This is a genomic window from Ruegeria sp. AF5, assembly GCF_056541905.1.
In genome coordinates, this window is record NZ_JBQFYZ010000016.1 from 17,732 (window position 1) to 37,754 (window position 20,023).

Genomic DNA, 20,023 nt, shown 5'->3' on the forward strand with positions numbered 1-20,023 from the left:
TCCCTTATTTCAAGGGCGGATTCATCTAAAGGGCGGATAATGTGACCGTTTCGACTCGGGCGTCCTGCTCTGGCCAATGGGTCCGGTTCAGCACATGGCCATCGGCGCGGACCTCGGCGATGGCGGACAGGTCGACATCCGCATAGGTCCAGCCGGGCTGGTTCAGAGCGCCCTCGGCCAGCACTCCGGTGGCCGGAAACCCCTTGTCCGGCGGGCCGAAAACGCCGCCCATGCCGGTGTTCATGTCCACAGCTACGGACCAGTCGTTGGCTCCGACCAGTGACGACATAACTGTAACACATTGATTTTCCAATGCTCTTGACATTGCCCCGATGCGAACACGCCAATACCCTGACAGCGCTTCGGTGCAGGACGGTACAAGGATCATATCCGCGTGGCTAAGTGCGCGGCCCAGCAGGGGAAACTCGCTGTCATAGCAGATCAGAACACCGATTTTACCCAGTGCGGTGTCGAACAGCTTGAGTGGACCACCCGGCGCAATGTCCCAATCCTCGCGTTCAAAGCGGGTCATGATCTGCTTGTCCTGATGGTCGCGGCCACCGTCCGGGGCGTAGAACGCGGCGCGGTTCACCGGGCGGCCGGACCCATCCACAACCGGGGCCGATGCACCCAGAATGTACGTTTTGTATGCACTTGCGAGGCGCGAGTGCAAATTTTGTACATCCTCGAACCGGTCCGAAACCGCGCGGATCGAGCGTTCGAGATCACCCGCCACCTCGGCACCATCGAGCGTCGACACCTCCATCGCGCCGTATTCGGGGAACACCAGCAGCCCGGCCCCCTGCCCGGCAGCTTCGGCAACCCATCGGTCCAGCTTGTCCTCGTACTGCGCCCAGCTGTCGAGCCAGTCGAGATCATATGCGGCGGTTGCGACTTTCATTGATGGGGTCCCCTTGAGTAACATTTTCGCTAGACACTGGTTGATACCGCCCCGGGCTGTATAGTTTGGTCGCACCACCAGATGCGCTAATGCGTCCTTTTTCAAACGAGGCACAGCGCGGCAACTGAACCGAGTTTTCTCCCTGGTCTCACTGAGCAACTAGCCTGTGTTAATTTAGCAGGAATCCACAGTGCTTTTTGAAAAACGCTCTCCTGTCGGAAGGTAAGTTGAAAATTCAAGCTCACCGCCTATTTCGAAAAACCGCCGAGTATCTTTCTTACCACAAAGATCCTTTTTGACAGAGTAAGCCAACTGTTGTTCCGCTGTTCTGCCATCCCTTGTCGGTTCAGTTTTGATGCGTTCAGGAACATTGACTGCAAGTGATACGACTTTACCGTCCGTTTTCGCTCCTCTCACAGAAACTCCTTGCCCCAGAGGCTTACCCGCAATTTTGTTGTATTCGTTGGTCACCAATGTTGCGAATGCACACCGCTCATTACCATCACAGCCTTCTATGGTTTCCCAAACCTCATCTCGACTTGGCCCCTGAGGGGTGCATGCTGCAAACGTTAATAAAACAAACAGTGCGGATGTTGCGCGATAAATCAAATCGTTGACTCCTATTTTCTTCATGCCCCAGCAATTCTGGTCCTTCAATTTGTTTCACGTTCTTCAATGCACTTAAACGCCAAATCAACAACCGGATTCCGCATTCTATGGCTGTTGGTTTTTGGGCACACTCACCAATATCGTCTTCATTCGCTGCCAACTAATAACGACAAAATTTTGGTCACAGCTCCCTGATCCAGAACTGCAACGGCTTCAGCGTCTCTCCCTCCTCCCCGATATCTTTCCACGAGAATTGGGCGATTGCGCCGGGTAAGGGCTTGTATCCGCGGGCGCGCCAGAAGGTGTCCAGCGGGCGGTAGTGGTCGGGGCGCAGGGGGTGGTCGGTGGGGCGTTGCACGCTGCAAAAGGCGCATTTGGCAAAGCCCAGAGCGCGGGCGTGCGCCTCGCGCGTGTCGAAGAATTTGTGGCCGACTCCCTGCCCGCGATAGTCCGGCAGCAGGACGGATTCAGCGCAATAGAAGATCTGCGACAGGTCCAGCCCGGTGCCGTCGAAGGCCGCGGCGAAATCGTCGGCGTGGTCGGTCAGCGGCGCACCGGTCGAGGCGCCGATCAGGCGGTCGCCGTCGAAGGCACCGACCACGATGGCCTTGTCGCTGTCTCGGTAGGATTGCAGGTATTTGCGCTCGTATTCCAGATCGCCGTCATAGAGGTAGGGCCAGGCGTGAAACACCCGGATCCGCAGGCGAGCGACATCGTCCAGAGCGGCCCCAAGCGCCGCTCCGGTCAGGGGGCGGACGTCACTGACGTCAGCCATTCGAGACCTGTTTGGTCCAGTCTGCAAGGTTATAGAAGGTGGTGACGCGGGTGATCTTGCCGTCCCTGAGGTCAAAGAACGACCCGGCAGGCAGGCGATAGGTCTGGCCGTGCGCGTCGGGCAGGCCCTCGTCGGTTTCCAGATAGGTGCCGTTGACGATGAATTCGGCCGCGGCGCGGGTGCCGCCCTGAGCCTCGAACACAACGATCTCGGTCAGGTTTTCTCGGTAGCAGCGGTTCATATGGGCGCAAAAGGCGGCGAACTTGTCCTTGCCGACGCGAATCTGGCCTTCGTTCACGTGATGGGCCACGTCATCGGACAGGCAGGCCAGCATGCCATCGACGTCACCGGCGTTGAAGGCATCGAAATAGGTTTTGACGGTCTGGTTCATGTCCCCTCCGTTGGTTCGCCCCAGCGGTCTTTCAGATGCTGAATGATCTGGTCGCGGGTCTGTCGGTAGTGATGTAGCTTTTGTTCGCGGGTCTCGCCCATCCCGGTAGGGTCCATTATTGGCCAATAATCGACATCGAGGTGAAAAACACGGGTCAGTTCCAGCGCCTGCCGCTGGCTGGCGGGCGACAGCGCCACGACCAGATCGAACGAGCTGAGGTCATCGCCCCATTCCTGCATCTCGTCAAAGGAGCGCGAGCGGTGGCGGGACAGTTCCACGCCGACCTCGTGGCAGACCGCGATGCTGAAGCCGTCGATTTCCAGATCGTTATGCACACCGGCGGACTGGACATAGGTGCCGGTGCCATAGAATTTCTTCATCAGCCCCTCGGCCATCGGGGACCGAACCGCGTTGTGGTCGCAACAGAACAAGACCGACTGCGGCAGAGGCTTCACGCGTCAGCCCCCAAAATGCAGAACGCAGATCAGCGTGAACAGGCGACGGGCGGTGTCGGTGTCGACATCTGCCTTGCCTTCCAGCCGTTCCTGCAACACGCGGCTGCCTTCGTTGTGGATACCCCGGCGGGCCATGTCGATGGTTTCGATCTGGCTGGGCGGCAGCGATTTCACCGCATCGAAATAGCTTTCGCAGATCTGGAAGTAATCCTTGACCACCTGCCGGAAGGGACCGAGCGACAGGTGAAACTCGGCCGCTTTTTCGTTGGCCTCGGTTTCAATGTCGAAGACAAGCCGTTTGTCGCGGATCGAAAGCTGGAGGCGATAGGGGCCCTCGGGCACAACGCGGTCGTCGCGTTTGGGCAGCGAGAAGCTGTTTTCTTCCAGCAGATCATAGATGGCGACCTTGCGCTCCTGCTCGATCTCGGGCGTGGGCGGCGGCAGATTTCTATCATCCAGTTCGATATGCGAGATGCGGGTCATCTTTACAGTCACATTCCTTGCGTCAGCACAGACCTATAGCAATGATATTCAACGGGCAACGCACAGAAACGCCATATGCGCCCGGTCTTTGCGTCATTTCAGCCATTCAGGCGGTTCAGGCGCGCGGTGACCGAGAGGCCATGCGCCTCGAGGCTTTCCGATTGCGCCAGCTGTTCGGCGGCAGGGCCGATGGCACGCAGGGCTTCGGGAGTCATCTGACTAAGCGTGGTGCGTTTGAGGAAATCCATCACGCTGAGGCCTGACGAAAACCGTGCTGAGCGGGCGGTGGGCAACACGTGGTTGGGGCCGCCCACATAATCGCCGATGGCTTCGGGGGTGTACTGACCCAGAAAGATGGCTCCGGCGTGGATGGTTTTTTTGCTCAACGCGCGCGGGTCGGCCACGCAAAGTTCCAGATGTTCCGGGGCAATGCGGTTGGACAGGGCTGCGGCCTCGTCCAGGTTGCGCACAGTGATCACCGCGCCGTAGTCGCGCCAGCTGGCCCCGGCGATGGCGCGGCGTTGCAGGGTTTCCAGCCGTTTTTCGACCGCCTGCGCGACGGATTGGCCGAATGCGGCGTCATCGGTGATCAGGATCGACTGCGCGCTTTCGTCATGCTCGGCCTGGCTGAGCAGGTCCAGCGCGATCCAGTCAGGGTCGTTGTTCTTGTCGGCGATGACCAGAATTTCCGAGGGGCCGGCAATCATGTCGATGCCGACCTTGCCAAAGACGCGCCGCTTGGCCGCCGCGACAAAGGCGTTGCCCGGTCCGGTGATCTTGTCGACCGGCGCGATGGTGTCGGTGCCATAGGCCAGCGCCGCCACGGCCTGCGCGCCGCCGATGCGATAGACCTCGTCCACACCCGACAGCTGTGCCGCCAGCAGCACCAGCGGGTTCACCTGCCCTTCGGGCGTGGGCACCACGATGGCCAGCCGTTCCACACCGGCCACCTTGGCCGGGATGGCGTTCATCAGCACCGATGACGGGTACGAGGCCAGCCCACCCGGCACGTAAAGCCCTGCGGCCGAGACAGCAGACCAGCGCCAGCCGAGTGTTGCGCCCGTCGCATCCGTCCATTCCTGATCCTCGGGCAATTGCCTTTCGTGATAGGCCCGGATACGGGAAGCGGCCAGTTCCAGCGCCGCGCGATCGTCGGCCCCGACCTGCGCCACCGCATCCGCGATCTCCTGTGCGCTGAAGGCCAGCGTTTCGGGCGTCAGCGCCAGCCGGTCGAATTTGGCCGTCAGTTCGATCACCGCCGCATCGCCCCGGTTGCGCACGTCGTCGATGATCTGCGCCACAACCGCATCCACATCCGGGCTGTCCTCGCGCTTGGCCGAGAGCAGGGTCCGGAAGGCGGGTTCGAAATCGGGCGATTTGGTATCAAGGAAAACGGGCATGATCTGGCACTCCGGGCGTTGCGCATTGGGACATATCGCCCGGAGCGCGCGGCCTCAACCCTCAGCCCACGGGGTGCAGCGATTTGTGCATGGCAAAGCAGGACAAATCCCCGTGGCCGCAGCACCGGCCGGTAGCCTGCCAGCCGTGGCGCAGATAGAAATCCTGCGCGGTTTTTGTTGCCTCAAGCGAGGCTGAGGAACATCCCGCCGCGACCAGTTCCCGTTCCAGCCGGTTCAAAACCGCTGCCCCCAGACCACAGCCCGTATGATCCGGGTCGATGTAAAGCAGAGTGATCTCTCCGGTTTCCAACAAACCGCCTACGGCGGCCACCTGCCCGGCCCGTTCAGCCAGCCAGATCTGCGATCCAGGTTTGATCCAGCCCCGGATCGAGGCCGGGTCCTTGTTATCAGTCCATTGCGCGATGGCCTGCGGGTCACCCTGATGATCGGCCCCGCAGAGCTGCGTGATCGAACGGATCAGAACCCGACTGATGTCGAAAACGTCGAAAACGGTGGCGCGACGCAGAGTGACACCTTCGGGCACCTTCGAAAACGCCTGAGATATGCCGCGCTTGTTCTGCATCTATTCGGGATGATACGGGGCCTGACCGGAGGGGGCCTGATAAGGGCGCGTGACGTCCTTGAGGGTGGCATCCAGCGCCTCGACCGTCAGGCGGATCGCGCCGTCACCGGCCAGCGTCAGCAGGACATGGCCCGCGCCATCCTCGCCGGGTTCGAAAACGACCGACATCAGCGACATGATCATGTCGGTGTCACCGCGATCAATGCCCTGACTGGACACCGAGAGAACCGAACCGAAGACCAGCACCGACTGCACCCGTTCAAACGGGCGGTCGCGGCGGGCGGCGGCATCCTTGTCTTCCCAGCGGAAGCGGTTCAGCAGCAAGCCAAAGCGGCGCTGCGCCGGTTGCCACTTCATCTCGGTCACCGGAAACACGGCATCTTGCGCGAGGGTCGAGATCACCTGAAGGTCATCTGCATCCTCGGCCCCCAGATTTAGCGGCGCCTCGCGCCCGTCTTCAAAACTTGCGTCTGTCATTGGCCCTTGATCCGTTCAATCTTTGCACCCACACCTTCCAGCTTGCGCACCACATGTTCATATCCGCGGTCCAGATGATAGACCCGGCTGACCGTTGTTTCCCCTTCTGCCGCAAGCCCTGCCAGAATCAGCGAGACCGAAGCCCGCAGGTCGGTCGCCATCACCGGTGCGCCTTTCAGTCGCTCGACGCCGGTCACCGTGGCGGTGCCACCATGCACCTCGATATGCGCGCCCATGCGCACCAGTTCGGGGGCGTGCATGAAACGGTTTTCGAAAATGCGTTCTTCGAGAACCGAGGTGCCCTCGGCCGTGCACATCAGGGCCATCATCTGCGCCTGCAGGTCGGTCGGGAAGCCGGGGAAAGGTTCAGTCACCACATCCACCGCGCGCACGCGCCCGTTTTTGCGGGCCACTTTCAGGCCGCCTGCGGTTTCCGAAACGCTGACACCTGCCGCATCCAGTTTGGCCGCAAAGGAATCGACCAGTGACATGCGACCGCCCAGCAGTTCGACCTCGCCACCGCAAATCGCCGGGGCCAGCATATAGGTGCCCAGCTCGATCCGGTCGGTGACAACCTGATGGGTGGCCCCGTGCAGCCGGTCGACGCCCTGAATTTCGATGGTCGGGGTGCCTTCGCCCGAAATCTGCGCCCCCATCTTGCGCAGGCATTCAACCAGATCGACGATCTCGGGCTCGCGCGCGGCGTTCTTGAGCACCGTGGTGCCCTTGGCCAGCGTGGCGGCCATGACGATGTTTTCGGTGGCCCCGACCGAGGCAAAGCGCATCTGATGCACGGCCCCTTTCAGACCACCCGGAGCCTTGGCGTGCAGATAGCCGTCCTTCAGCTCAATCTCGGCGCCCAGCGCCTCGAGCCCTTCGACATGCAGGTCCATCGGACGGGCGCCGATCGCACAACCGCCCGGCAGTGACACGACCGCCTGCCCGAACCGCGCCAGCAAGGGGCCCAGCACAAGATTAGACGCACGCATCTTGCGCACGATGTCATAATCGGCGGTCTGGCTGGTCAGGCTGTGGCTGGACATTGCAATCACCTGACCGTCTTGCAGCGACGACACCTCGGCCCCCAGCGATTGCAGCAGCGCGGTCATGGTCTTGATATCGCTCAGCCGCGGCGCATTGGTCAGCGTCAGCGGTTCTTCGCTTAACAATGTTGCGGGCATCAGCGTCAGGCACGCATTCTTGGCCCCCGCAATCGGTATCTGACCGTTCAGCGGGCCGTTGCCCGTTACCAGAATCGAATCCATCTGCTCTTATCCCTCGTCCTTGTCAGGCTTGTCCCCCGCGGCCGCGCGCGCCTTGGCCTGCGCCTTGCGACGCGCCATGTTGGCCTTGAGCGCCGCCTTCAGCCGCGCCTCGCGCGCATCGCCGGGTTTACCTTGTTTTTTGGGTGAATTTTTATCCGTCATGATCTTTCTCTACAGGAGGCGAAAAAAACCGTCCAGACACCCTTGCGCCGCGTTTCGTTTGAGTCTAATCACCCGCCCACAGCGCTGCTGTAGCTCAGAGGTAGAGCACTCCCTTGGTAAGGGAGAGGTCGAGAGTTCAATTCTCTCCAGCAGCACCATCCTTCATATTCCTGCGAAAAAGCGCGCTTTTATCCGGAAGGGTTTGGGTGTTCCGGCGTCTTTGGCTATTGGCGTGTCAGAGACTTTTGTGGTGCGCGTTTGGTTTATGGGCGGTTCGATACAGCCCGGAGGCGTCGAGCGCTGTGCGTGGTAGTACCATGCGCTTGGCAAGGGGAGCCGCTGCGCGCCCGTTGCATCCCCCCGGCCAGTGGCTCTTTCAGGGCATTGAACCCATTCCAGAGCCATAGATCGTTTCGTGGCGGTCGGGCTTAGTTCATGCCCAGCGCTTCTTTGTACAATTCGATGACGGCCTCTTGCTCGGCGATGTCATCCTTGTCCCTTTTTCTGAGGGAAATGATGCTGCGCAGGGCCTTTACGTCATAGCCGCGCGACTTGCTTTCGGCGTAGACCTCTTTGATCTGGTCGGCGATGTCTTTCTTTTCCATCTCCAGGCGCTCGATACGTTCCACAAACTGGCGCAGCTCGCCCGCGGTGACCTTGTAATTTGCTTCTGCTTCTTCAGACATGCTCATCTTTTTTGTTCCCGGTTATGGACCTGCAACCAGAAGAGGTCAGCCTGCGGCTGGCGGTGAACGGCGGTGGCCCGATCATCGGGGGCACCTTCGAAACACGCCTGTCCCAGAGGCTGAAACCCTGGTGTGGAATGCCGGATACAGTGCTGCCGCCCGGGTCGCAAGCACCCATTGGGCCGGCGCACTTGTATGACCCCAACCGATCCGTTAAGCGCGTGATCAGGTCACGAGGATATGCGGGGAACCATGTTTGAATTCATCACCTGGGGCGGTGCAGCCCTGTCTGTGGCCGGGCTTGCCGGTCTGGTCTGGTGCATTCTTCGCGTGATGCGGGCGCGCAAGGCCGGTCTGTCGGATGACGAGCTGCGCGCGGTGGTTCAGGGGGTTCTGCCCTGGAACCTGGCCTCGCTGTTTCTGTCGGTGCTTGGATTGATGCTGGTCATCCTCGGGATTTCCCTTGGATGACCATCCGGTTCACACCGGCAAGTTATCAAACTGCGCTTCAATCGCATCTTCGCACAAGGCCGCATCCAGACGACGCAGGCGCGAAGGCACCTCCATCCCCTGCTGCCGCATCCGGTCAACAATCTTACTCACACTCGGCTGAAGCGCCAAACGCGTTTCCAGACCCGCGTTCACAAGCTTACGTTCAAGCTGCTCGGCTTCGGAATAAAGACCAGTCGGTGTCATAACTATCCTCCCAAGTGGCGCCAGTATCCCCAATATACGTAACGGGATTACGACCCGCAGATAATATCGTAGCCTTGTGCGGGAAATTGCCTGCCATGGTCGAAGTTTCGGCAATCTGACGCGGATAGGTTAAAGATTAAGCCAGGATTTCAGCGGTTGCTTTGACCGGCATCAAATTCAGGTTCGATATTGCATCACATTCCAATTCACATATATGATATGCGTGACCGAAACGGAGAAGATCATGACACCGAAAGTGAAAGCGTTTTTTGACGAGCAGACCTTTACGGTTTCCTACGTGGTTCATGAACCTCAGGGACGGGCCTGTGCCATCATCGACAGCGTACTGGATTTCGACCATGCCTCGGGGCGGACGTCGACAACCTCGGCGGACAAGATCATCGATTTTGTGCGCGCGCAGGACCTTAAGGTCGAGTGGATTCTGGAAAGCCATGTCCATGCCGATCACCTGTCCGCGGCCCCCTATCTGCAACAGGAGCTGGGCGGCAAGATCGGGATTGGCGATCAGATCGTCACCGTGCAGGACACGTTCGGCAAGGTTTTCAACGAAGGAACCGAATTTCAGCGCGATGGCAGCCAGTTTGACGCGCTGTTCAAGGAAGGCGACAGTTTTCACATCGGCCAGATGCGGGGCGACGTGCTGCACACCCCCGGCCATACACCGGCCTGCATGACCTATGTGATTGGCGGTGCGGCATTTGTTGGTGACACGCTGTTCATGCCCGATTTCGGCACGGCGCGCTGCGATTTTCCCGGAGGATCGTCGGCCACGCTGTTCCAGTCGATCCAGAAGATTCTGTCGCTGCCGGACAATACCCGTATCTATGTCGGGCATGATTACAAGGCACCGGGCCGCGACGAATACGCGTGGGAGACAACGGTAGGTGAACAAAAGGCGTTGAACGTCCATATCGGACAGGGGCGCAGCATCGAAGACTTCGTGGAGATGCGCGACGCGCGGGACGCCACGCTGGCCATGCCGCGGCTGATCCTGCCGTCTTTGCAGGTCAACATGCGGGCCGGTCAGATGCCTCCGGCGGATGAACAGGGCGATGTTTTCCTGAAACTGCCGGTCAACAAGCTGTGACGCGGGCACAACAAATCACAAAGGGAAATCCCACATGATTATAGAGTGGATCTGGGGGCTGTGCGGCGGTCTGGTGATCGGTCTGGCCGGGGCGGTTTACCTGCTGGGCAATGGCCGGATCATGGGCGCAAGCGGCATTCTGGGCGGCCTTGTCGATGGCAGCGCCAAGGGGAGCATGGCCGAAAAGCTGGCCTTTATTGCGGGGCTTGTCGGAATGCCCCTTCTTCTGCGCCCGTTGATCCTGCCCGAGGCCCAGACGCATCTTACCAGCAATCTGGGTGTTGTCATTCTGGCCGGGCTGCTGGTCGGTATCGGTACACGGATCGCCAATGGCTGTACCTCGGGGCACGGGGTGTGCGGGATCTCTCGGTTCTCGCTGCGCGGCATCGTGGCCACCGTTTTCTATATCCTTGCCGGGGGCGTCACCCTTGTGCTGCTGCGTCATGTGTTGGGAGTGATCTGATGCGCCTTTTCATTTCATTGATCGCCGGATCGCTGTTCGGCGCCGGGTTGCTGATTTCAGGCATGACAGACACCACAAAAGTTCAGGGCTGGCTGGATGTGTTTGGCAACTGGGATCCGACGCTGGCCTTTGTGATGGCCGGTGCCATCCTGCCGATGCTTGTGGCGTGGCGGATGACAACCGGACGGCAAAACGCCCTGACCGGCGGAGCCTTTCCACCCCCTGCAAAGCCCGAGGTTGATCGCAGGCTGATCGTGGGTTCGGTTCTGTTCGGGATGGGCTGGGGACTGGCCGGGCTGTGCCCCGGACCGGCAATGGCCTCGCTGAGCTATGGCGGGCTGGGCGGGCTGGTCTTTCTGGTTGCAATGGCGGCCGGGATGTTCGTGGCACCACCGCTGGGCGCGCAACTGGACAGGGCGGCAAACGCGGCCTAAGGAATTGGCATGGAGATTCGACAGATTACCCCCCGCTATGCTGTCTCGCCGCAGATCACGGTCGAGGATGTTCCGGCCATCGCCGAGGCTGGCTTTGCCAAGGTGATCTGCAACCGGCCCAATGCCGAAGTTCCCCCGGCCATGCAATCCGACGCGATCGGCGAAGCGGTGCGGGCTGCCGGTATGGAATACGAGGTGCTGGAGCTGACCCACCAGACGATGACGCCTGAGAACGTGAAGCGGCAGCGCGACATGGCGGAAAACGGCAGTGGTCCTGTTCTGGCCTATTGCGCCTCGGGCACGCGGTGTTCGGTGGTTTGGGCGCTGGGCCAGTGCGACCACATGAGCACGGACGACATCCTGAGTGCGACCGGCAAAGCCGGGTATCAGCTGGACAATTTGCGCCCCATGCTGGACCAGATCCGCGGCACTGGTGGCTGAGTGCCCCTCAACCTAGCTGGTGGACTCCGGGGGTGCCAACCCCGCCAGTTGCGTGATTTCAGCGACCATCCGTTCGGAATCGTTCACGATCAGATCGCTATCTGTCAGATCTGACACCCCGGCCGGGACGGTCTGAGCGTGCGCATCATGCACAGCTGGTTCGACCGGATGATCCTGCGGTGGTGTTCCACTTTTGCTGGCGATGAAATCCTGCGCGTCAGCGCCGGTCAGGGCTGGCAATGCAGCGGTTTCATTCAGCCGCACGGCGCGGAGACCACCGCATTGCCCAAGGCGACCGATACCCGCGCGTGTCCGGTCAATCGTCAGAACCTCGGTCCGGTCCAGACGGGCCCCGCGCAACGGCAGAATGTCCCCGATCCGCATTCCGGACAGGTCGGACAGCGGCAACGACATGCGGCACAGCGCGGCGGTCAGTTCCGCCCGCATCACGCCCGAACACTGATCCATGCGCAGATCAGCCTTTTCCCCGGCATCTTCGGCCACGTCCGGGACGGCAGGATGTTCTGGCAGAAAGACCGAGATGCGGCCCTGCTGCTCTCCGTTCGCCAGATCGACGGTCAGTTCGAAAATGCGGTACGCCTCTTCCGTCATCGCCAGTGACAGGGTGCGCAAATCCTTGGCGCGCGAGGTAAATTCCAGCCCTGCAAGGCAAATCTGATCGCTTGAGGCGTCGAACAAAGCGGCGGAACCGGTCAACGCGGCTTCGATCAAGGGGGCTACGATGGCGGCGTCGGTATCAGTAAACATGCGTGCGCCGGGATCACCGGACAGGACCTGACCAATGGTCTGGGCCTGAACAATGGCCGAGACCGCATTCGGGTTGAGACAGGCTGCGGCGCGCCCTTCAGGGCCGTCAAACACCAGCAGCAGCCAATCCTGTCCTGCGGCGTCCCCCGGCACCTCCTGCGACTGGTTGGATTGCTTTGCCCCGATAACCGCCAGCGGCAGGTTCAGCCGGTCGCCCGCAGCCCGTGCGAACCCAAGGCGCAGCGCCCGCAGAACCGAGCGCGGGCGATCCCCCAGATCCTTTTGCCCGACGGACAGTTTGCGCGCCAACGCGGCATTGACATCTTTTGACATGACGCCCGATCACCAATTGTTCCAGAACCTGGCAACCGGTTTACACCCTCGGGCGTTACCAAGTTCTTTATGGCCGCGTCACTGCGCCGCCTGCTGGTAGGCTTGCGGCAGGCTGATCCGGAAGGCCGCGCCGCCCTGCCCCGGCAGATAGGTAATCTCACCCCCCAGCCGCTGCATGATTTCGCGGCAGATGGCCAGACCAAGCCCCGCTCCGCCAGCCTTGTCGCCGCCCACGCGGGCAAACTTTTCAAACACCATCGAACGCGCGCCCGGTGGGATGCCGCTGCCATTGTCGATGAAGTCGACGATGACCCGCCCGCCGACATCATGGGCGGAAATGACCAGCACCGGATCGTCCGCGTCGCAATATTTCTGCGCGTTCGAGATCAGGTTGATGAACACCTGCCCCAACCGATCCAGATCCGTATGCAGGAAAATACGCTCGGCCGCGCGGGTCCGGCGGACGGTGATCTTTCGGTCCGCCCCGGCCAGAGCGCTGGGCACGGCGCGGTCCAGAACCGAGCGCAGGCTGTCATCGCTGAGATTAAGGTTGACCTGCCCGTTTTCAAGCACGCTCAGATCCAGCAGATCATCGAGCAGCCGGGTCAGGCGCAGGGCTTCGTCATGAATGATCGCGGCATAGCGGGTCTGCTCCTGGCGGCTGAGGCCATCGGTGTCGCGCATGATTTCCGAAAACGCCCGGATCGAGGTCATCGGCGTGCGCAATTCGTGACTGACCTGGCTCAGGAAGCTGTCCTTCTGTTCGGAAATCTGGGTGAGCTTGGCGTTGGCCTCGCGCAATTGCCGAGCGGTTCGGCTGAGTTCGGAGGACTTTTCCTCGAGTTGGCCGGAGTATTCCAGCAGTTGCGCGGATTCGTCTGCCACGGCCAGCAGATCCTCGACCGAGACCGACGATCCGCCCACGATCTGGCCGATCATCGCATGGGCCATGGCCGCGCCGACCGAGCCGCTGAGCTCGCGTTCCAGACGGTTCAAGAAACCCGGTGTCGGCTCTGGCAGGTGCGAACGGCCACCCTGTTTTTGCGCCTCGGCCTGAAAGAACTCCTGCGTGGGGCCGGTGCCCAGAATGCGCTGCGTCATGATCATCAGGTCTTCGCTTTGCGCCACCGACCCGGACCACCCGCGCGGCGCGACCGAGTGATCGAAGACGTTGACGAACTGCGCCCCTTGCAACCGCTCCAACGGGCTGGGAAAGCTGAGCAGGGACGCGACGCAGAAGGCAAGCGTGTTCAGGGACAAGGACCACATCACCGTATGCACCATCGGATCGATCCCCTCGATCCCGAACAGGGCATGAGGGCGCAGCCAGCCGAGACCGAACAAGCCGTTTTGCAGCACGGTTTCGGGCATCCACGCCCCGCCCATTCCCGGCAGCAGCAGGGTGTAAATCCACAGCACAAAGCCGACGGTCAGCCCGACCAGCGCCCCGGTCCGGGTCGCCCTGCGCCAGAACAGCCCCCCGACCAACGCCGGCAGAATCTGCGAGATACCGGCAAAGGCGATCAACCCGATCGAGGCCAGCGCCGCACCGCCCCCGGACAGCCGGTAGTAGAAAAAGCCCAGCGCAATGATGGCGGCAATGGAAACACGGCGTGCCATCAGGACAATGTTGCGCACATCGCCCGATACCGAGCCGGTGCCTTCCTGCGTGTTCAGCCAGATGGGCATGACCACATGGTTTGACACCATTGTCGACAGGGCCATCGCACTGACGATGACCATCGAGGTTGCCGAGGAAAACCCGCCGATGAAGGACAGCATTGCCAGCCAGTCATTGCCCTGGGACAGCGGCACGGTCAGCACGAACAGGTCCGGGTTGGCGCCCTGGGGCAGCAGGTCGAGACCGACTACGGCGATGGGCACGACAAACAGGCTCATGAACAGCAGGTAGAGCGGGAAGGCCCAGGCAGCGGTTCTGAGATGGCCTTCGTCATCGTTTTCCACCACCATCACCTGAAACATCCGGGGCAGGCAGATAAAGGCGGCGGCGGACAGAAAGATGAACGTCGTCCAACGCCCGGCATCGACATTCCACTGGCCGATTTCCGAGGCGTCGATCCGGTCCATCATCGGGCCAATGCCGCCCGCGATCCCCCACACCACGAAAACGCCCACGGCGATCAGCGCAAACAGTTTGACAACGGCCTCGACCGCGATGGCCGTGACCACGCCATGATGACGTTCGTTCACGTCCAGATTGCGGGTGCCGAACAGGATGGCAAACACGGCCAGACCAGCCGCGACCCAAAACACGCTGGACCCTTCGCGGTAGAGGCCTGACGGGTCAGCCTCGGCAAAGATCGAGAAGGACAGGGTAATCGATTGCAGTTGCAGTGCGATATAGGGCGTGCCGCCCAGCACCGCCAGAATGGTCACGCAGACCGCCAGCGTGTTCGACTTGCCATACCGGGACGACAGCAGGTCGGCGATCGAGGTGACCCGCTGGCTGCGCCCGACGCGCACCAGCTTGCGCAGCCCCCACCACCAGCCGACCATCACCAGCGTCGGACCGAGGTAGATGGTGACAAACTCCAGCCCCGACCGCGCGGCGTTGCCCACCGCGCCATAAAACGTCCAGGCAGTGCAATAGATCGACAGGGACAGCGTGTAGATCACGGGCGAACGCAACCATTTGCCACGCCCGGCCGCAGCCATGCGATCCGCGGCGAAGGCCACCGCGAACAGGAACACGACATAGCCAAGGCAAACCAGAATCAGAATATTTATGGTGGCCATCACTCAGCGCCCGTGTCCGATCCTTCACGCGCGGCCATGCGGCGGGCGGCCAGCCCAAAGACAAACCCGGCCAGGATCAGCGCGCCCCAGCAGAGGAATATGTAATACATCGCCGAGGACAAGGGCACCGCCGCATCCCCGCCAGACCGATCCGGCCACAATAACGGAAGGGCCAGTAGAGCCGCGCCCAGAAAGGGCAAAATCCGGGCGGCATCCGTCAACCTGTGACGACGATAGCTTTGTCGTTCCAGAAAAAGCGAGGGGCGTGTGCCCGGTGGTTTGGTCTTGTTGCCCTCGCCGGACATCATAAGCGCGTCGCCTGCGCGTGAAGGTCACGCACCGCTGTCAGAACTTCGGCATTGGAAAACGGTTTGGTCATGAAGCGGCTGACGCCTGCGTTTTCAGCCATTTCCCGGTCGCGCGACTGACCCCGTGCGGTCAGCATCAGAACCGGCAAGCCTGCCAGTTCCTCCATTTTTCTGAGTTCCCGAAGGATATCCATACCGTTCTTGCCCGGCAGCATGACATCCAGAATGACCAGATCGGGCTGCGCTCCCTGGATCACCTGAACCGCATCCGTTCCGTCGCCATGCGTTTCGACCTGCCATCCCTCGCGCGACAGCAGGAACCGGATAGCCTCGGCGATGTTCGGTTCGTCCTCAATCAGCAGAACCTTTCGGCTCATATGTTCAGTTCCTCCCATAACCGGTCTTCCATCCCGAGACCGGTTCCCGCCAGATTAAGCGGTCTGTCATGAACGTGTCAAAAACCTTCGCTCAAAATCGACGGCTCGCGCCGGGACTTGCAATCGCGGTTTGGGCAGACACGGCAATTTGGCCCGACCTGAGTGACCGGCACCCCGTCTGACGGGTCCCTGACCGGGCGCACCACCATGACCGAGCGATAAGCCGGGTCCTGATCGTATCCCGACACTGCATGCGGCCAGGCATAAGCGACGCAGTCGAACACGGCCGAGGACCTTCCGGTCAGGACGACCTGCTTGCGCACCGGCACCAGCGGACGGCTGAGGGCCGTGAACAGCGGCCAGAGCGGGCAGACATCGCCGTGTCGGGGCAAGGTAAACCCCTGAATCGGCTTGAGAAACAGGATACTTCCGGACGCGTCGCACAGTACCATGCCGACCGGTTGTGACAGGATGCCATCTGGCAGAAAGGCCAGGCGCCTGAGGACGGTGGCAAAATCAACCGAGAACCGCTGCGCCAGTTCGATGGGGTTCGGATCACCCTGCTGAACAACCGCTTTGACGGCCTCCAGCGGCAGCGCCTGCGCGTCTGCGCGATAGATCCTGAAAACTTCGCGCGCGACGGTGCGCGCCGCCGAGGTATTGAGCCCGCTCAGGTCAACCGCGTCCACATCACCCCCGTCTTCCAGTTCGGAAATCGTGTAGGCGCGGGCTTCAAAGAAGGCTTCGACCTCTTCCAGGGGAACGGCACGCGGATCAACCGCCGAGTCGCTTTCGTCGAGGAAGGTCACCAGCGCCTTGGAACTGCCTGCCAGCCGTTCGGCATCCTGATGCAGGTTCTTGTGGAAACGCTCGCGCCATTCGGCCTCGATATCTTGGGTATCCGCAAGGATCGCGGCGGTCGAGCGTATCGCGGCGGCGGTTGACAGAACCTCGTGCATCGACGCGGCCAGTTGCGGGTCGTGCGTAAGGCGGTCGGACAGGGTTTCGACGTTCCGCTCCAAAGACACGACACGGCGATGCATTTGCGCCAGAACACCGGCCCAGCCGGGAAAACGTCCGGCGAATTCCTCGAGCCCGTCAACCTCGGCCTTCTGTCCGACCGCATCCTCGGCCGCCTCGCGCAGGGCGGAAACCAGAGTTGCCTCGATCCCCTGTGTCAGAACCGAAGGTTCAACGCCCAGAGCCGCCGCGATATCGACCAGCAATTTGCCCCCGATCCTGCGGCGATTGTGTTCGATCAGGTTCAGATAAGACGCCGATATTCCGGCCTGCCGCGCCAGTTCCGCCTGCCGCAGCCCGGCAATTTGCCGTCTTTCGCGAATGCGGCTGCCTGTCAACGTGTCGCGCATGTCTACTTTCCCTGAGTTCAGACCCGTCGAATTTCACGATCGTTTTCTGATTATAGTATCTGTTTCCACAGGTTAATCATTTCTTTTCAGCTGGCATTTACAACGTTCACAATCTGACGCAAACCAAAGCATCCGTTTCGGGCGTCAATCTGGCGCAAGACACCGCATCCCCCTTCATTTCCGCGCGCTTTCCCGGCACCATACACGCATGAGCGACCCCGCCTTTGAATATGCGCCGATCGGGCTTGTTGAGCTGGAAAACCGGATCATCCGGCGCTGTAACCTGCAATTTGCCCGCACCTTTGGCGGAGAAGAAAACGACTATCGCAACATGCCGCTGTTGCACCTTTACCCTTCGGTCGCGGATTGGGAGAGGATCGGCGAACGCAGCCTGCAAGTGATGCGCGGCACCGGGTATTACACGGATGAGCGCGTCATGCGCCGCCGCAGCGGGGATCTGTTCTGGTGCCGCGCCCGGGGCCGGTCGCTGACGCCCGACGACCCGTTCCGCCACGGTATCTGGAGCTTTTCCGACATATCCGAGGAACGACCGCTGGTTGAGCTGACTATCCGTGAACGCGAAGTGGCCATCCTGTCCTGCCGTGGCCTGTCGGCCAAGGAAATCGGAGCAGAGCTGGGCCTGAGTTACCGCACAATCGAGGCTTACCGCGCCCGTTTGCTTGAAAAATTCGGCGCGCGAAAGCTGTCTGAACTGGTCGCCAAATTATCGGGGATGCCCCTGTGACCTGTCCGACCCTTTGAAATACGCGTGGAACGCATGACAGATGGTGCGAGTCGGCGCTTTTCATGCACCGCCGCTTAGCCTATAACCCTGCGTAATTTGATCAGAGCCCGCAAGAAACAGACGGGCCAAAGGGGAACCGTCGAGGATACTCATGACAGACACCAAACACGAAGCGGATGTGGCATTCATCAAGGCTCTGGCCGAATTGCTGCGCGAAAACGATCTGACCGAGTTGCAGGTCAAACGCGAATATGGCGAAGAAGACAGCCTGAACGTGCGCGTCAGCCGTATGACACAGACCGTGGCCGCTCCGGTTCAGATGGCTGTTCCTGCGGCAGCGCCCGCCCCTGCTGCGGCACCGGCTGCGGCCCCCGCGGCGGCCCCTGCTACCGCCGAAGATCCGGCCAGCCATCCGGGCGCTGTCACCTCGCCCATGGTAGGCACGGTCTATATGCAGCCGGAACCCGGCGCGCCCGCGTTCATTTCCGTCGGCGCGACAGTGTCTGAAGGCGACACGCTGCTGATCGTCGAAGCGATGAAGACCATGAACCACATCCACGCCCCCAAATCGGGCACCGTCAAGCGCGTGCTGGTGGGCGATGGCGACGCTGTTGAGTTCGGCACCCCTCTGGTCATCATCGAGTAAGGCGGGCCCATGTTCGACAAGATCCTGATTGCCAACCGAGGCGAGATCGCCCTGCGCGTCATCCGCGCCGCACGCGAGATGGGGATAAAGACGGTTGCCGTCCACTCCACCGCCGACAGCGACGCGATGCATGTGCGCATGGCGGACGAATCGGTCTGCATCGGCCCCCCGCCCAGCCCGCAAAGCTATCTGTCGGTGCCTGCGATCATTTCGGCCTGTGAGATCACCGGCGCGCAGGCGATCCATCCCGGCTATGGCTTTTTGTCCGAAAACGCCGAGTTCGTGCAGATCGTCGAAGATCATGGCATCACGTTCATCGGCCCCACCGCGGAACATATCCGCGTCATGGGCGACAAGATCACCGCCAAGGACACGATGAAGGCGCTGGGTGTGCCTTGCGTTCCCGGTTCGGACGGTGGCGTTCCCACGCTGGCCGACGCCAAGCGCATCGGTGAGGAATTCGGCTATCCCGTCATCATCAAGGCCACGGCAGGCGGCGGTGGGCGCGGCATGAAAGTCGCGATGAACGCGAAAGAGATGGAAAGCGCCTTCATGACCGCACGCGCCGAAGGCAAGGCCGCCTTTGGCAATGACGAGGTCTATATCGAGAAATATCTGACCACGCCGCGCCATATCGAGATTCAGGTGTTTGGCGACGGCAAGGGCAATGCGGTGCATTTGGGCGAACGTGACTGTTCACTGCAACGCCGTCACCAGAAAGTCTTTGAAGAGGCCCCCGGCCCCTGCATCACCGCCGAAGAGCGCGCCCGGATCGGCAAGATCTGCGCCGACGCGGTGGCCAAGATCAACTATATCGGCGCAGGCACCATCGAGTTCCTGTATGAAAAGGGCGAGTTCTATTTCATCGAGATGAACACCCGCCTGCAGGTGGAACACCCTGTCACCGAAGGAATTTTCGGCGTCGATCTGGTGCGCGAGCAAATTTTGGTCGCAGCGGGTGAACCGATGTCATTCGGTCAGGACGATCTGAAGATCAACGGTCACGCCATCGAGGTTCGGATCAACGCAGAAAAGCTGCCGAATTTTTCGCCCTGCCCCGGCAAGATCACGGCCTATCACGCGCCGGGCGGTCTGGGCGTGCGGATGGATTCGGCGCTTTATGACGGCTATTCGATCCCGCCCTATTACGACTCGCTGATTGGCAAGCTGATCGTGCAGGGCCGCGACCGGGCCGAGGCGCTGGCGCGTCTTCAACGCGCGCTGGGAGAGTTGATCGTCGACGGTATCGACACCACCGTGCCCCTGTTCCACGCCCTGTTGCAGGAGCCCGATCTGCACAGCGGCGAGTACAACATCCACTGGCTGGAGCGCTGGCTTGCGGAGAACATGGAAAAATAAGGGCCAAGTGCCAGAGGGCCCGCGCCCTCTG

27 protein-coding genes and 1 tRNA gene are annotated in these 20,023 nt (G+C 61.1%); 10 read left to right on the plus strand and 18 right to left on the minus strand.

The annotated features are described in order from the left end of the window. Nucleotides 1-25 precede the first annotated feature (25 nt). The 11 genes from ACR0DS_RS16930 to ACR0DS_RS16980 all read right to left on the minus strand — a co-directional run bounded on the left by ACR0DS_RS16930 (nucleotide 26) and on the right by ACR0DS_RS16980 (nucleotide 7,501). Nucleotides 26-901, minus strand: coding sequence for a carbon-nitrogen hydrolase family protein (locus ACR0DS_RS16930; protein WP_480560290.1), 876 nt, complete (start codon nucleotides 899-901; stop codon nucleotides 26-28). A 174-nt stretch (nucleotides 902-1,075) separates the two neighbouring features. Beyond that, nucleotides 1,076-1,534: a hypothetical protein gene (locus ACR0DS_RS16935; RefSeq protein ID WP_480488378.1), complete on the minus strand. Its 459-nt coding sequence runs from the start codon at nucleotides 1,532-1,534 to the stop codon at nucleotides 1,076-1,078. Between the two features lie 157 nt (nucleotides 1,535-1,691). Further along, complete coding sequence (locus ACR0DS_RS16940; RefSeq protein ID WP_480560292.1) at nucleotides 1,692-2,285, minus strand: GNAT family N-acetyltransferase; 594 nt, start codon at nucleotides 2,283-2,285, stop codon at nucleotides 1,692-1,694. Beyond that, nucleotides 2,278-2,676 carry a ketosteroid isomerase-related protein gene (locus ACR0DS_RS16945; RefSeq protein WP_480560294.1) on the minus strand — a complete coding sequence of 133 codons (399 nt, stop codon included), beginning with the start codon at nucleotides 2,674-2,676 and terminating at the stop codon, nucleotides 2,278-2,280. Before ACR0DS_RS16945 ends, ACR0DS_RS16940 begins: the two co-directional genes overlap by 8 nt. Next, nucleotides 2,673-3,131, minus strand: a complete 459-nt coding sequence (locus ACR0DS_RS16950) for an arsenate-mycothiol transferase ArsC (RefSeq protein ID WP_209505795.1) — start codon at nucleotides 3,129-3,131, stop codon at nucleotides 2,673-2,675. Before ACR0DS_RS16950 ends, ACR0DS_RS16945 begins: the two co-directional genes overlap by 4 nt. A gap of 3 nt (nucleotides 3,132-3,134) precedes the next feature. Continuing rightward, nucleotides 3,135-3,614: a UPF0262 family protein gene (locus tag ACR0DS_RS16955; RefSeq protein ID WP_171722821.1), complete on the minus strand. Its 480-nt coding sequence runs from the start codon at nucleotides 3,612-3,614 to the stop codon at nucleotides 3,135-3,137. A gap of 98 nt (nucleotides 3,615-3,712) precedes the next feature. Then, nucleotides 3,713-5,014 carry a histidinol dehydrogenase gene (gene hisD, locus ACR0DS_RS16960; protein ID WP_480560296.1) on the minus strand — a complete coding sequence of 434 codons (1,302 nt, stop codon included), beginning with the start codon at nucleotides 5,012-5,014 and terminating at the stop codon, nucleotides 3,713-3,715. 61 nt (nucleotides 5,015-5,075) lie between these two features. Beyond that, nucleotides 5,076-5,597: a GNAT family N-acetyltransferase gene (locus ACR0DS_RS16965; protein WP_480560298.1), complete on the minus strand. Its 522-nt coding sequence runs from the start codon at nucleotides 5,595-5,597 to the stop codon at nucleotides 5,076-5,078. Beyond that, nucleotides 5,598-6,074 carry a DUF2948 family protein gene (locus ACR0DS_RS16970; RefSeq protein ID WP_480560300.1) on the minus strand — a complete coding sequence of 159 codons (477 nt, stop codon included), beginning with the start codon at nucleotides 6,072-6,074 and terminating at the stop codon, nucleotides 5,598-5,600. It abuts the gene before it with no gap. Continuing rightward, the gene (gene murA, locus ACR0DS_RS16975) at nucleotides 6,071-7,339 is read right to left on the minus strand and encodes a UDP-N-acetylglucosamine 1-carboxyvinyltransferase (protein ID WP_480560302.1); all 1,269 of its coding nucleotides are present in this window, start codon (nucleotides 7,337-7,339) and stop codon (nucleotides 6,071-6,073) included. Before murA ends, ACR0DS_RS16970 begins: the two co-directional genes overlap by 4 nt. Before the next feature lie 6 nt (nucleotides 7,340-7,345). Next, complete coding sequence (locus ACR0DS_RS16980) at nucleotides 7,346-7,501, minus strand: hypothetical protein (protein WP_209505784.1); 156 nt, start codon at nucleotides 7,499-7,501, stop codon at nucleotides 7,346-7,348. An 83-nt stretch (nucleotides 7,502-7,584) separates the two neighbouring features. Here ACR0DS_RS16980 and ACR0DS_RS16985 point away from each other — a divergent pair. After that, nucleotides 7,585-7,659: transfer RNA gene (locus tag ACR0DS_RS16985), tRNA-Thr, on the plus strand. A 270-nt stretch (nucleotides 7,660-7,929) separates the two neighbouring features. On the opposite strand, the gene ACR0DS_RS16990 is transcribed toward ACR0DS_RS16985, so the two are convergent. Beyond that, complete coding sequence (locus tag ACR0DS_RS16990) at nucleotides 7,930-8,193, minus strand: DUF2312 domain-containing protein (RefSeq protein ID WP_480560304.1); 264 nt, start codon at nucleotides 8,191-8,193, stop codon at nucleotides 7,930-7,932. A 17-nt stretch (nucleotides 8,194-8,210) separates the two neighbouring features. Here ACR0DS_RS16990 and ACR0DS_RS16995 point away from each other — a divergent pair, with 17 nt between their 5' ends. Together ACR0DS_RS16995 and ACR0DS_RS17000 are read left to right on the plus strand one after the other, a co-directional pair. Next, nucleotides 8,211-8,447 carry a hypothetical protein gene (locus tag ACR0DS_RS16995; protein ID WP_480560306.1) on the plus strand — a complete coding sequence of 79 codons (237 nt, stop codon included), beginning with the start codon at nucleotides 8,211-8,213 and terminating at the stop codon, nucleotides 8,445-8,447. Then, complete coding sequence (locus ACR0DS_RS17000) at nucleotides 8,440-8,658, plus strand: hypothetical protein (RefSeq protein ID WP_209505778.1); 219 nt, start codon at nucleotides 8,440-8,442, stop codon at nucleotides 8,656-8,658. Before ACR0DS_RS16995 ends, ACR0DS_RS17000 begins: the two co-directional genes overlap by 8 nt. A 9-nt stretch (nucleotides 8,659-8,667) precedes the next feature. Here the strand turns inward: ACR0DS_RS17000 and ACR0DS_RS17005 are convergent, their stop codons facing one another. Next, on the minus strand, nucleotides 8,668-8,883 hold the full coding sequence (locus ACR0DS_RS17005) for a hypothetical protein (RefSeq protein ID WP_209505776.1): 216 nt from the start codon (nucleotides 8,881-8,883) through the stop codon (nucleotides 8,668-8,670). Between the two features lie 244 nt (nucleotides 8,884-9,127). Between ACR0DS_RS17005 and ACR0DS_RS17010 the strand changes: the two genes are divergently transcribed. Genes ACR0DS_RS17010 through ACR0DS_RS17025 form a run of 4 tightly spaced genes read left to right on the plus strand, consistent with a single transcriptional unit; the run spans nucleotide 9,128 to nucleotide 11,329 of the window. Then, entirely contained in the window at nucleotides 9,128-9,991 is an 864-nt protein-coding gene (locus ACR0DS_RS17010; protein WP_480560308.1) for an MBL fold metallo-hydrolase, read from the plus strand. A 34-nt stretch (nucleotides 9,992-10,025) separates the two neighbouring features. After that, on the plus strand, nucleotides 10,026-10,454 hold the full coding sequence (locus ACR0DS_RS17015) for a YeeE/YedE family protein (RefSeq protein WP_480488395.1): 429 nt from the start codon (nucleotides 10,026-10,028) through the stop codon (nucleotides 10,452-10,454). Next, nucleotides 10,454-10,888, plus strand: coding sequence for a DUF6691 family protein (locus ACR0DS_RS17020; RefSeq protein ID WP_267366618.1), 435 nt, complete (start codon nucleotides 10,454-10,456; stop codon nucleotides 10,886-10,888). Before ACR0DS_RS17015 ends, ACR0DS_RS17020 begins: the two co-directional genes overlap by 1 nt. Before the next feature lie 9 nt (nucleotides 10,889-10,897). Beyond that, nucleotides 10,898-11,329 carry a protein tyrosine phosphatase family protein gene (locus tag ACR0DS_RS17025; RefSeq protein WP_267366616.1) on the plus strand — a complete coding sequence of 144 codons (432 nt, stop codon included), beginning with the start codon at nucleotides 10,898-10,900 and terminating at the stop codon, nucleotides 11,327-11,329. 12 nt (nucleotides 11,330-11,341) lie between these two features. Here the strand turns inward: ACR0DS_RS17025 and ACR0DS_RS17030 are convergent, their stop codons facing one another. The 5 genes from ACR0DS_RS17030 to ACR0DS_RS17050 form a co-directional block, all read right to left on the minus strand. Next, nucleotides 11,342-12,430 (minus strand): FliM/FliN family flagellar motor C-terminal domain-containing protein, encoded by a 1,089-nt coding sequence (locus ACR0DS_RS17030; RefSeq protein WP_480560310.1) that lies wholly within the window; start codon nucleotides 12,428-12,430, stop codon nucleotides 11,342-11,344. 78 nt (nucleotides 12,431-12,508) lie between these two features. Further along, nucleotides 12,509-15,187 carry an ATP-binding protein gene (locus ACR0DS_RS17035; protein ID WP_480560312.1) on the minus strand — a complete coding sequence of 893 codons (2,679 nt, stop codon included), beginning with the start codon at nucleotides 15,185-15,187 and terminating at the stop codon, nucleotides 12,509-12,511. Then, nucleotides 15,187-15,495 carry a hypothetical protein gene (locus ACR0DS_RS17040; RefSeq protein ID WP_480560314.1) on the minus strand — a complete coding sequence of 103 codons (309 nt, stop codon included), beginning with the start codon at nucleotides 15,493-15,495 and terminating at the stop codon, nucleotides 15,187-15,189. Before ACR0DS_RS17040 ends, ACR0DS_RS17035 begins: the two co-directional genes overlap by 1 nt. Continuing rightward, nucleotides 15,492-15,872 (minus strand): response regulator transcription factor, encoded by a 381-nt coding sequence (locus ACR0DS_RS17045; protein ID WP_480484506.1) that lies wholly within the window; start codon nucleotides 15,870-15,872, stop codon nucleotides 15,492-15,494. The genes ACR0DS_RS17040 and ACR0DS_RS17045 overlap by 4 nt, the downstream gene beginning before the upstream one ends. Nucleotides 15,873-15,949: 77 nt before the next feature. Then, on the minus strand, nucleotides 15,950-17,242 hold the full coding sequence (locus tag ACR0DS_RS17050) for a helix-turn-helix domain-containing protein (RefSeq protein ID WP_480560316.1): 1,293 nt from the start codon (nucleotides 17,240-17,242) through the stop codon (nucleotides 15,950-15,952). 208 nt (nucleotides 17,243-17,450) lie between these two features. Here ACR0DS_RS17050 and ACR0DS_RS17055 point away from each other — a divergent pair, with 208 nt between their 5' ends. From ACR0DS_RS17055 to accC, 3 genes are all read left to right on the plus strand, one after another. Then, nucleotides 17,451-17,987: a LuxR C-terminal-related transcriptional regulator gene (locus ACR0DS_RS17055; protein WP_209505755.1), complete on the plus strand. Its 537-nt coding sequence runs from the start codon at nucleotides 17,451-17,453 to the stop codon at nucleotides 17,985-17,987. Nucleotides 17,988-18,138: 151 nt separating this feature from the next. Then, the gene (accB, locus tag ACR0DS_RS17060) at nucleotides 18,139-18,633 is read left to right on the plus strand and encodes an acetyl-CoA carboxylase biotin carboxyl carrier protein (protein WP_480560318.1); all 495 of its coding nucleotides are present in this window, start codon (nucleotides 18,139-18,141) and stop codon (nucleotides 18,631-18,633) included. A 9-nt stretch (nucleotides 18,634-18,642) separates the two neighbouring features. Further along, on the plus strand, nucleotides 18,643-19,992 hold the full coding sequence (accC, locus tag ACR0DS_RS17065) for an acetyl-CoA carboxylase biotin carboxylase subunit (RefSeq protein ID WP_209505751.1): 1,350 nt from the start codon (nucleotides 18,643-18,645) through the stop codon (nucleotides 19,990-19,992). The last annotated feature ends 31 nt before the right edge of the window (nucleotides 19,993-20,023 follow it).

What these genes read in the sequence shown, in the direction of transcription:
- ACR0DS_RS16930 (WP_480560290.1), bottom strand. Translation starts at nt 901, where the DNA reads ATGAAAGTCGCAACCGCCGCATATGATCTCGACTGGCTCGACAGCTGG.
- ACR0DS_RS16935 (WP_480488378.1), bottom strand. Translation starts at nt 1,534, where the DNA reads ATGAAGAAAATAGGAGTCAACGATTTGATTTATCGCGCAACATCCGCA.
- ACR0DS_RS16940 (WP_480560292.1), bottom strand. Translation starts at nt 2,285, where the DNA reads ATGGCTGACGTCAGTGACGTCCGCCCCCTGACCGGAGCGGCGCTTGGG.
- ACR0DS_RS16945 (WP_480560294.1), bottom strand. Translation starts at nt 2,676, where the DNA reads ATGAACCAGACCGTCAAAACCTATTTCGATGCCTTCAACGCCGGTGAC.
- ACR0DS_RS16955 (WP_171722821.1), bottom strand. Translation starts at nt 3,614, where the DNA reads ATGACCCGCATCTCGCATATCGAACTGGATGATAGAAATCTGCCGCCG.
- hisD (WP_480560296.1), bottom strand. Translation starts at nt 5,014, where the DNA reads ATGCCCGTTTTCCTTGATACCAAATCGCCCGATTTCGAACCCGCCTTC.
- ACR0DS_RS16965 (WP_480560298.1), bottom strand. Translation starts at nt 5,597, where the DNA reads ATGCAGAACAAGCGCGGCATATCTCAGGCGTTTTCGAAGGTGCCCGAA.
- ACR0DS_RS16970 (WP_480560300.1), bottom strand. Translation starts at nt 6,074, where the DNA reads ATGACAGACGCAAGTTTTGAAGACGGGCGCGAGGCGCCGCTAAATCTG.
- murA (WP_480560302.1), bottom strand. Translation starts at nt 7,339, where the DNA reads ATGGATTCGATTCTGGTAACGGGCAACGGCCCGCTGAACGGTCAGATA.
- ACR0DS_RS16980 (WP_209505784.1), bottom strand. Translation starts at nt 7,501, where the DNA reads ATGACGGATAAAAATTCACCCAAAAAACAAGGTAAACCCGGCGATGCG.
- ACR0DS_RS16990 (WP_480560304.1), bottom strand. Translation starts at nt 8,193, where the DNA reads ATGAGCATGTCTGAAGAAGCAGAAGCAAATTACAAGGTCACCGCGGGC.
- ACR0DS_RS16995 (WP_480560306.1), top strand. Translation starts at nt 8,211, where the DNA reads ATGGACCTGCAACCAGAAGAGGTCAGCCTGCGGCTGGCGGTGAACGGC.
- ACR0DS_RS17000 (WP_209505778.1), top strand. Translation starts at nt 8,440, where the DNA reads ATGTTTGAATTCATCACCTGGGGCGGTGCAGCCCTGTCTGTGGCCGGG.
- ACR0DS_RS17005 (WP_209505776.1), bottom strand. Translation starts at nt 8,883, where the DNA reads ATGACACCGACTGGTCTTTATTCCGAAGCCGAGCAGCTTGAACGTAAG.
- ACR0DS_RS17010 (WP_480560308.1), top strand. Translation starts at nt 9,128, where the DNA reads ATGACACCGAAAGTGAAAGCGTTTTTTGACGAGCAGACCTTTACGGTT.
- ACR0DS_RS17015 (WP_480488395.1), top strand. Translation starts at nt 10,026, where the DNA reads ATGATTATAGAGTGGATCTGGGGGCTGTGCGGCGGTCTGGTGATCGGT.
- ACR0DS_RS17020 (WP_267366618.1), top strand. Translation starts at nt 10,454, where the DNA reads ATGCGCCTTTTCATTTCATTGATCGCCGGATCGCTGTTCGGCGCCGGG.
- ACR0DS_RS17025 (WP_267366616.1), top strand. Translation starts at nt 10,898, where the DNA reads ATGGAGATTCGACAGATTACCCCCCGCTATGCTGTCTCGCCGCAGATC.
- ACR0DS_RS17030 (WP_480560310.1), bottom strand. Translation starts at nt 12,430, where the DNA reads ATGTCAAAAGATGTCAATGCCGCGTTGGCGCGCAAACTGTCCGTCGGG.
- ACR0DS_RS17035 (WP_480560312.1), bottom strand. Translation starts at nt 15,187, where the DNA reads ATGGCCACCATAAATATTCTGATTCTGGTTTGCCTTGGCTATGTCGTG.
- ACR0DS_RS17040 (WP_480560314.1), bottom strand. Translation starts at nt 15,495, where the DNA reads ATGATGTCCGGCGAGGGCAACAAGACCAAACCACCGGGCACACGCCCC.
- ACR0DS_RS17045 (WP_480484506.1), bottom strand. Translation starts at nt 15,872, where the DNA reads ATGAGCCGAAAGGTTCTGCTGATTGAGGACGAACCGAACATCGCCGAG.
- ACR0DS_RS17050 (WP_480560316.1), bottom strand. Translation starts at nt 17,242, where the DNA reads ATGCGCGACACGTTGACAGGCAGCCGCATTCGCGAAAGACGGCAAATT.
- ACR0DS_RS17055 (WP_209505755.1), top strand. Translation starts at nt 17,451, where the DNA reads ATGAGCGACCCCGCCTTTGAATATGCGCCGATCGGGCTTGTTGAGCTG.
- accB (WP_480560318.1), top strand. Translation starts at nt 18,139, where the DNA reads ATGACAGACACCAAACACGAAGCGGATGTGGCATTCATCAAGGCTCTG.
- accC (WP_209505751.1), top strand. Translation starts at nt 18,643, where the DNA reads ATGTTCGACAAGATCCTGATTGCCAACCGAGGCGAGATCGCCCTGCGC.